7 protein-coding genes and 1 riboswitch are annotated in these 7,747 nt (G+C 73.6%); of the genes, 4 read left to right on the forward strand and 3 right to left on the reverse strand.

Annotated elements, in window-relative coordinates:
* Positions 1-136 precede the first annotated feature (136 nt).
* Positions 137-955, forward strand: a complete 819-nt coding sequence (locus tag HCJ92_RS20250) for an alpha/beta fold hydrolase (RefSeq protein ID WP_167935048.1) — start codon at positions 137-139, stop codon at positions 953-955.
* A gap of 227 nt (positions 956-1,182) precedes the next feature.
* On the opposite strand, the gene HCJ92_RS20255 is transcribed toward HCJ92_RS20250, so the two are convergent.
* The 3 genes from HCJ92_RS20255 to HCJ92_RS20265 all read right to left on the reverse strand — a co-directional run bounded on the left by HCJ92_RS20255 (position 1,183) and on the right by HCJ92_RS20265 (position 4,570).
* Positions 1,183-1,752 carry a DUF1707 and DUF4190 domain-containing protein gene (locus tag HCJ92_RS20255; RefSeq protein WP_245241035.1) on the reverse strand — a complete coding sequence of 190 codons (570 nt, stop codon included), beginning with the start codon at positions 1,750-1,752 and terminating at the stop codon, positions 1,183-1,185.
* Positions 1,753-1,941: 189 nt separating this feature from the next.
* The gene (locus HCJ92_RS20260) at positions 1,942-3,453 is read right to left on the reverse strand and encodes an alpha,alpha-trehalose-phosphate synthase (UDP-forming) (RefSeq protein WP_167935049.1); all 1,512 of its coding nucleotides are present in this window, start codon (positions 3,451-3,453) and stop codon (positions 1,942-1,944) included.
* Positions 3,454-3,601: 148 nt separating this feature from the next.
* On the reverse strand, positions 3,602-4,570 hold the full coding sequence (locus HCJ92_RS20265) for a glucosyl-3-phosphoglycerate synthase (RefSeq protein ID WP_167935050.1): 969 nt from the start codon (positions 4,568-4,570) through the stop codon (positions 3,602-3,604).
* Between the two features lie 161 nt (positions 4,571-4,731).
* Positions 4,732-4,872: riboswitch (SAM riboswitch) on the forward strand.
* 15 nt (positions 4,873-4,887) lie between these two features.
* Here HCJ92_RS20265 and thrC point away from each other — a divergent pair.
* The 3 genes from thrC to HCJ92_RS20280 all read left to right on the forward strand — a co-directional run bounded on the left by thrC (position 4,888) and on the right by HCJ92_RS20280 (position 7,555).
* Positions 4,888-6,168, forward strand: coding sequence for a threonine synthase (gene thrC, locus HCJ92_RS20270; RefSeq protein WP_167935051.1), 1,281 nt, complete (start codon positions 4,888-4,890; stop codon positions 6,166-6,168).
* A gap of 273 nt (positions 6,169-6,441) precedes the next feature.
* Positions 6,442-6,717 (forward strand): MoaD/ThiS family protein, encoded by a 276-nt coding sequence (locus HCJ92_RS20275; protein WP_167935052.1) that lies wholly within the window; start codon positions 6,442-6,444, stop codon positions 6,715-6,717.
* A 634-nt stretch (positions 6,718-7,351) separates the two neighbouring features.
* Complete coding sequence (locus HCJ92_RS20280) at positions 7,352-7,555, forward strand: cold-shock protein (protein ID WP_167935053.1); 204 nt, start codon at positions 7,352-7,354, stop codon at positions 7,553-7,555.
* Positions 7,556-7,747 lie beyond the last annotated feature (192 nt).

Here is a 7,747-nt window from a genome sequence, read left to right on the forward strand (position 1 = left end):
GCCCGGACCGGTGCCCGCACACGGTCCGGTCCGGGCGGCGGCAGCCGCACCGCGCCGCGGCGGTGAACCGTCCGGGCGGTCGGCCCCGCCGCCCGCGGCGCGACATCGTCCGCCGGAGCCGGGGCAGGGGTACCCCATGAGCACCATCGCGTTGAAGAGCGTCACGCTGGACAGCGGTGTCCGGCTTCCCTACGCCGAGTCCGGCTACCCCGGCGGCATCCCCGTGGTGTTCGTCCACGGCCCGGGGGAGTCCTGGCGGTCCTTCCAGCCCGTCCTCGACATGCTGCCGACGACCCTGCACGGCTTCGCCCCGACCCAACGCGGCCACGGCGACGCCTCCAAGCCGACCGACGGCTACCGTCCCGACGACTACGCCGCCGACCTGGTCGAGTTCCTCGATGCCCTGGGCCTCGAACAGGCGGTCCTGGTCGGCGGCGGCAGCGGCGGCGTCGCCGCCCGCATAGTCGCCGGCGGTCACCCGCACCGCGTCGCGGGGCTGGTGCTGCTCGGCACCCCCGCGACCCTGGAGGGCAAGGAGTGGGCGGCCGAGGCGCGCCGCGTCACGGACCGGCTCGGGGAGCACGACGGGCCGGACCCGGCCGAGCTGCTGCCCGACGACGCCGGGGGCGGCCCCGACCCGGAGTGGTTCTCCACCGCGATGGCCGAGGACGCCCGCGCCACGCCGCCGCACGTGTGGCGGGAGACCATGGGCGGGTTGCTGGACTCGGAGGTCGCGACGACGCTCGGCGGCATCCTCGTGCCCACGCTCGCGCTGCGGGGCGACCGCGACCCGCGAGTGACCCCGGACGACCAGGCCCGCATCACCGACACCGTCCCCGGGGCGCGGCTGGACGTGCTGGAAGGGGCCGGGCACGCCGTCCACTGGGAGCAGCCGGCGTCGGTCGTCGGCCGGCTCGCCGAGTTCGCGGAGGCGGTCACCCGACGGGCCGCCTGAACCCCAGGGGTTCCCGGGGCCCGCCCCGGGAACCCGCGCGGGAGGCGGGGTGGTGTCAGAGCGTGTGTGAGACCCCGTACCGGGCCCGCGACGCCGGCTACGGCCCTCTGCCGCGTTGGCAGGAACGCCCGAAGATGCCCCGGTATGAGGGCGCCCCTCCGCCCTGCAGCAGACCGCATCCGACGCTGCGAGCCGATCCGACGCGGGGTCTCACACGCGCTCTCAGCTCAGAGGGAGAAGGACCCGATGACCAGGATCAGCAGCGCCCAGAACGCGAGGCCCAGGTAGCCGAAGACGAGGCCGGTCACCGCGAGGCCGTCGCCCTGCTCGCGGTTCTGGCGGATCTCCGCCCGCGCCTTGTGCCCGAGGATGACGGCGGGGATCGAGGTGAGGCCGTAGAACATCCCGCCGAGCCCGCACAGCAGCGCGCCGATCGCCAGCCGGTTGGTCTGCGCGGTCGGCGGCGGGACCATCCAGCCGGGGTGCGCGGGGCCGGGATAGACACCGGGGACGTGGTAGTTGGGAGCGGGCGGCGCCGGGTAGAACGTCGCGGGCACCTGCGACTGCGGCACGGCCGGCGGGCCCATGAGCGGTCCGTTGGGCAGGTCGAGGATCAACTGCTGGAGGTCGCCCTGGGTGACGGCTCGCGCGCTGAGGTCCACGCGGCGGTCGAACTCCGCCTTGTCCAACCGGCCCTCGGCGAACCCGGACCGCAGGACGTCGGTGGTCCGCTCCCGGTCCGCGTGCGAGGCGCGCATCCCGCCGTGGCCGCTGGACTGGTGCTGCCAGCTGGACATGCCATCACCCCATCCGTCGCGCCCGCCTCTCCCCGGGGGCGCCTGATCTCCCGGCCCATCATGCAGGAAAGGCCGATCGGGGCGGCTGTGTGGGGGCGGACTGGTGCGGATCGGTTACGAACGTCGGGGCGCGCGCCCCGCCGTCGTTCGGGCGCGCCTCGCGGAGCTCTCGCGCGCCGTGCGCTCCGCTCAGGCCCGCAGCGCGGCGAGCTGCGCCAGGAACCACGACTGCGGGGGCAGGGCGGTCGCCGCCGCTGCCAGCCGCCGGGAGCGTTCGGCCCGCTCGCCCGCCGGCATCAGCAGCGCCGCGTGCAGCGCGGCGGCGGTACCGGCGATGTCGTACGGATTGACCTCCAGCGCGTCGTCGCCGAGCTCCGCGAAGGCGCCGGCCTCCCGGGAGAGCACCAGGGCGCAGCCGCGTTCGGCGAGGACCGGGATCTCCTTGGCGACGAGGTTCATCCCGTCCCGGATCGGGTTCACCAGCGCCACGTCGGCCATGCGGTAGGCGGCCAGCGAGCGGGCGAAGTCGTCCTTGACGTGCAGCACCACGGGCTGCCAGTCGTCGGTGCCGAACCGCTCGTTGATCGCCGCGGCCACTCGGCCCACCTCCTCGGTGTACGCCCGGTACACCGCCAGGTCCTGCCGCGAGGGGTAGGCGAACGCCACGTGCACCACCCGGTCGAGCCACTCGGGGTGGTCCTCCAGCAGCCGCTCGTAGGCCAGCAGGCCGCGCACGATGTTCTTGCTCAGCTCGGTGCGGTCGACCCGCACGATCGTCCGGCGGTCACCGACCTGCTCACGCAGCGCGGCCAGCCGCTCGTCGACGTCGGGCCGGGAGGCGCGCTCCCGGAGGAAGGCGCCGTCCGCGCCGAGGCCGTGCACGCCGATCCGGGTGGTGGAGCCGTCGTGGCCGATGCGCAGCTCGTGTCCGTGGTCGGTGACCTCGGCGCCCAGCAGCACCCGGCAGCACTCGGCGAACGCCTCCGCCCACCGCCAGGTGAGGAAGGCGGCCCGGTCCGCGCCGAGGATGCCCAGCAGCACCTGCCGGGCGATCGGGTCCGGCAGCAGCCGGAAGGCGTCCACCGGGGCCCACGGCGTGTGGGAGAAGTGCCCGACCCGCAGATCCGGCCGAAGCGTGCGCAGCAGCCGGGGGACCAGCGAGAGGTGGTAGTCCTGCACCAGGACGGTCGCGCCCGCCGCGGCCTCCTCGGCCAGCGCCTCCGCGAACGCGGCGTTGTATCGCTGGAACTCCTCCCAGCGGTCTTCGAACGCGCGATCGAACACGGGTTCGACGGGGCTCTGGTACAGCATGTGGTGCACGAACCACAGCACGGAGTTCGCGACGCCGTTGTACGCGGCGTCGAACGTCGCCTGCGGGATGTCCAGCATCCGCACGGCGCGCCCCCCGGTGTCGGACCGGTCCAGGGTGCCGCCGCCCGCGAGGCGCGCGGCCTCCCGGTCGGCGTCGGAGAGCGCGGCGCAGACCCACGTGCCGGAGTCCTCGTCCAGGGCGCTGAGTCCCGAGACCAGCCCGCCGCCGCCGCGCCGCGCGGTCAGGGTGCCGTCCTCGGCGAGCGAGTAGCTCACCGGGCCGCGGTTGGACGCGACCAGTACCTGCCCGGCGGTCCTGCTGCCGGGGGCGGCCCCGGACCGCCGGTCGGAGGTACCGGGAACGTCGGTCGTCTGCCGATGGGTCGCCATGCGCGGAGCTTTGCCCGCGACACGGGGTATCAAACGTGTGTCCGCGTACCGCGCGCCCATCGGGCCCCGGGCCCCACCTGCACGGGGGCCGCCGGAGAGCCGGTGCGCGCCGCCGGCGGCCCCGCCTCGCCCTGCCCGCCGGGGGGTGTCAGGCGGCGCGGCGGGTCGCGACGTACTCGGGGACCTCGACCGCCGGCGGGCGTTCCGCGGTGTCCACCCGGTGGTGGACCGGGGTGAAGCCGCCCGCCGGCGCCCGGTCGAACTGGGTGAGCCCCGCCCACAGCGGCGGGCCGCCGCCGGGCAGCCGGGCCTGCGCCGTGCGGTAGATCGCGGCTGCCATCCGCCCCAGCGCCCGGCCGTCCTGGTGGCGGTGGCGGCGGACGCCGACGTCCACCTGTGCGATGGCGTCGAGTCCCGCCAGGTGCAGAGTGTCGACCAGCGTCCCCAGTTCCACCCCGTACCCGACGGGGAAGGGCAGCCGTTCCAGCAGCGAGCGCCGCGCCGCGTACTCGCCGCCCAACGGCTGGACCACCCCGGCGAGGAGCGGCCAGTGCAGGTTCAGCAGCGGCCGGGCGACCAGCTCGGTGACCCGCCCGCCCTGGCCGGCGCCGTCCGGCCCGCCCCCCAGCGGTCGGTCGTACATCGCCTTCACCAGCTGCACGCCGGGGTCGGTCAGCAGCGGCCCGACGATCCCGGAGACGAACCGGGTGTCGAACTCCCGCAGGTCGGCGTCGACGAAGCAGACGATCTCGCCGGTGGCGGCGAACAGCGACCGCCACAGCACCTCACCCTTGCCGGGCAGCGCCGGCAGCCGGGGCAGCACCTCGTCCCGGTGGACCACCTTCGCGCCGGCGGCGGCGGCCACCGCGGCGGTCCGGTCGGTCGAGCCGGAATCCATGACCAGCAGTTCGTCGACGAGCGGCACGCGTTCCACCAGCTCGGTGCGGATCGCCTCGACGATCGTCCCGACCGTGGCCTCCTCGTTCAGCGCGGGCAGCACCACGCTGACGGTCCCGGCCGCGCCCGCACGCCGCTTGGCGGCGAGCAGCCGGGGCAGCGGGCGGTCGTCGGCCGACCAGGACCGCCGGTGCAGCCAGCTCTCGGCCTCTTCCAGCACGATCTCGCTCCTCGCGCTCGGCGTGCGTCCCCCGGACGGGTGTCTCGGAGGCTGGACAACCCGCCTCATTGTCCTAGCCGTCCGTTACAGTCTCGAACAGTGCTTGTGACCTCCGCATATCGGGGTCCGCGGCACGGCTGGCGACAGTCACAACCACATACAGCTCATCCAGAGGGGCAGAGGGAACGGCCCGTTGAAGCCCCGGCAACCCTCCCGCCGGTCTCGCGTCCGAAGCGAGGTCCCCGGTCGGGGAAGGTGCCAATTCCGTCCTGCGGCGAGAGCCGCCGCGGGGAAGATGAGGAGAGGGCCTCGCACCCATGTCTCTGCTCACCGAGCACCGCTCCGGAACCGTCGACCTCGGCCCCGCCGCAGCCCTGTCCTGTCGGGAGTGCGGCCAGCGGTACCCGTTGACCCCGATCTTCGCCTGCAACGAGTGTTTCGGCCCGCTGGAGATCGCCTACGACCTCCCCACCGGTGACCCCGAGGCGCTCCGCCGCCGCATCGAGGCCGGCCCGAACTCCGTCTGGCGCTACGCGCCGCTGCTCCCCGTGCCCGCGGACGTCGCCGAGAAGCCGAACCTCAACCCCGGCGGCACACCGCTGGTGAGGGCGGACCGGCTCGCCGCCGAACTGGGCGTCACCGGCGAACTCCACGTCAAGGACGACTCCGGCAACCCCACCCACTCCTTCAAGGACCGCGTGGTCGCCTGTGCCGTCGAGGCGGCGCGCGCCTTCGGCTTCACCACCCTGTCGTGCTCTTCCACCGGCAACCTCGCCGGTGCGGTCGGTGCCGCCGCGGCCCGCGCGGGGCTGCGGTCCTGCGTCTTCATCCCGCACGACCTGGAGCACGCCAAGGTCACCGCCGCCGCCGTGTACGGCGGAGAGCTGGTCGGCATCGAGGGCAGTTACGACGACGTCAACCGCTTCTGCAGCGAGCTCATCGGCGACCCGGCGGGCGAGGGTTGGGGCTTCGTCAACGTCAACCTGCGGCCCTACTACGCCGAGGGCTCCAAGACCCTGGCGTACGAGATCTGCGAGCAGCTGGGCTGGCGCCTGCCGGACCAGCTGGTGGTCCCCATCGCCTCCGGCTCCCAGCTCACCAAGATCGACAAGGCGCTGCGGGAGCTCATCACCCTGGGGCTGGTCGAGGACAAGCCCTACAAGATCTTCGGCGCGCAGGCCGAGGGCTGCTCACCGGTCTCGCAGGCGTTCAAGAACGGCCAGGACGTGATCCGGCCGGTGCGCCCGGCGACCATCGCCAAGTCGCTGGCGATCGGCAACCCGGCCGACGGGCCCTACGTCCTGGACATCGCGCGCCGCACCGGCGGCGCCGTGGAGGACGTCACCGACGAGCAGATCGTCGACGCCATCAAGCTGCTCGCCCGCACCGAGGGCATCTTCGCGGAGACCGCCGGCGGTGTCACCGTCGGCGTGACGCGCAAGCTGCTCGCCGACGGCGTGCTGGACCCCTCGCTCACGACGGTGGTCCTCAACACCGGCGAGGGGCTGAAGACGCTGGACGCCGTCTCGCCGACCACCGGCCCCACAGCGGTCATCCGACCGGACCTGGACGCGTTCCGCGACGCCGGGCTGGGCTGAACCGCGCCGACCACCGACGCCGACTGCCGACCGCCGCTCGGGCGGCGGTCGGCAGTCGCCCCGGGGCCGGCACCGCCCACCAACGACGGGCACCCCGCCACCGACGGGCGGACCGAACCGGTCCGTCCGGGCACTCACCGCTTCGGGCCGCCGGGAGCCCCGACGCGATCCCACGCCCTCCCGCACGGACTCCTCGCGCGTTCGGCGCGTCCGATTCCTCCCGGCCGCCGGCGCGTGCCACCACTCGTCCCGCACCGCAGAAGGAGCCACACCATGAGCGTCACCGTCCGCATCCCGACCATTCTGCGTACCTACACCGCCGGTCGCTCCGAGGTCCCCGCCGAGGGCGCGACCCTCGGTGACGTCCTGGCCGACCTGGAGCGCAACCACGCCGGGATCGGCGCCCGCGTCCTCGACGACGCGGGGAAGCTGCGGCGCTTCGTCAACGTCTACGTCAACGACGACGACGTCCGCTTCTCCGAGGGCCTGGCCACGGAGACCCCGGACGGCGCCGGGGTCTCGATCATTCCGGCCGTCGCCGGCGGCTGAGAGCGTGCCTGAGACCCCGAGTCGGATCAGCCCGCGGCGTCGGATGCGGTCAGCTGCACGGCGGAGGGGCGCTCTCATACCGGGTCCGGCGTGGGGCCGCAGACACGCTCTGAGCCCGTGACCGCCCGGGGAGAGGCGTCTGATCGGGGCTGTCGCCCCCGGTCGCGGCCCGAGCCCCGCGCCCCGCGCGTGAGCCGGGCGCGCACGCCCCGCCTCTCGAAACCGGAACGCACCGGCCCTCCCGTCAGGAACCAGACGGGAGGGCCGGTGCGTCTCACGGTGTCCGGACCACGCTAGAGTGGCCGGAACACTCGCTTCCGCCTCACCCGGCCGGCGTGCGCGTTCGTGAAGCCCTCCGGACACTGCCCAACTTTTACCCGGGTGATTTGTCCACTTGGTGAGTCATGTCCCGGTGGATACATTCTCATTTATGGTCACTTTGAGTAGTTTGACCGTTCTGATGCGTCAAGATTTCTCGCTCGTATGACCTGTTGCACAGGGCGTCCGGGCAGATACATTCAGCGGCGGTCGGTGCGTTCGGTGCACGCCCCCCTACTGTCTGGGTGCGTACTCGGAGCCTGGCCCGGTCCGCGAAAAGCGGGGTCGTGAAAGGCCGGCAAAAGGGGAGTACGTAATGGCTCAGGGCACCGTCAAGTGGTTCAACGCGGAGAAGGGGTACGGCTTCATCGCGGTCGACGGTGGTGCGGACGTCTTCGTCCACTACAGCGCGATCCAGATGGACGGTTACCGCACCCTTGAGGAGGGTCAGCGGGTCGAGTTCGAGATTTCGCAGGGCCAGAAGGGCCCGCAGGCCGACATGGTCCGGATGACCGCCTGAGCCGGCGGTCGTCCGGCCGACAGGTCTGAGTCGGGGCCCGTTCCTCCTGGGTTGGGGAACGGGCCCCGGTGTGCGTCGCCCCGGCCGGTCGCCGTGCGCCCCGCCCCTCGTCGCCGCCTCCCGGTCCCGGCGCCCTCGTCACCGCACCTGTGGCGCCCCGTCTCGCCGCGCCGGCTCGCCGCCGCGCCGGCT

The organism is Streptomyces spiramenti (assembly GCF_012034385.1).
Lineage (GTDB): Bacteria > Actinomycetota > Actinomycetes > Streptomycetales > Streptomycetaceae > Streptomyces > Streptomyces spiramenti.

Bases quoted from the DNA above. Each gene is read 5' to 3' on its own strand.
- HCJ92_RS20250 (WP_167935048.1), top strand. From the start codon at position 137: ATGAGCACCATCGCGTTGAAGAGCGTCACGCTGGACAGCGGTGTCCGG.
- HCJ92_RS20255 (WP_245241035.1), bottom strand. From the start codon at position 1,752: ATGTCCAGCTGGCAGCACCAGTCCAGCGGCCACGGCGGGATGCGCGCC.
- HCJ92_RS20260 (WP_167935049.1), bottom strand. From the start codon at position 3,453: ATGGCGACCCATCGGCAGACGACCGACGTTCCCGGTACCTCCGACCGG.
- thrC (WP_167935051.1), top strand. From the start codon at position 4,888: ATGTCTCTGCTCACCGAGCACCGCTCCGGAACCGTCGACCTCGGCCCC.
- HCJ92_RS20275 (WP_167935052.1), top strand. From the start codon at position 6,442: ATGAGCGTCACCGTCCGCATCCCGACCATTCTGCGTACCTACACCGCC.
- HCJ92_RS20280 (WP_167935053.1), top strand. From the start codon at position 7,352: ATGGCTCAGGGCACCGTCAAGTGGTTCAACGCGGAGAAGGGGTACGGC.